A 207-nucleotide genomic window follows, 5' to 3' on the forward strand; every position below is an offset into this window, starting at 1 on the left:
ATAAATGGGCATGCTAAAAAAACACCTCATCTGGTATTTTTTGAAACAAGGTGTTACAATAATACGGTATAGACAGCCTTATCGATTTTGGGTCAAAGAGTAATCGTAAAGTTTGTTATGCGTAATGAGGTAATACATTGTTCGAATGAGACGATGTATAGAGGCAATCGTATGTGGCTTAGTTGAAGCTATTGTCGATTGTCTTTT

Annotated in this window: 1 pseudogene; it reads right to left on the bottom strand. The window is 35.3% G+C overall.

Annotated elements, in window-relative coordinates:
• Positions 1-78: 78 nt before the first annotated feature.
• Positions 79-207: pseudogene (locus ADF62_RS10640) on the bottom strand (IS110 family transposase); the annotation flags it as partial.

It is taken from the genome of Streptococcus sp. 1004_SSPC (assembly GCF_001069025.1).
Classification (GTDB): Bacteria; Bacillota; Bacilli; order Lactobacillales; family Streptococcaceae; genus Streptococcus; species Streptococcus vestibularis.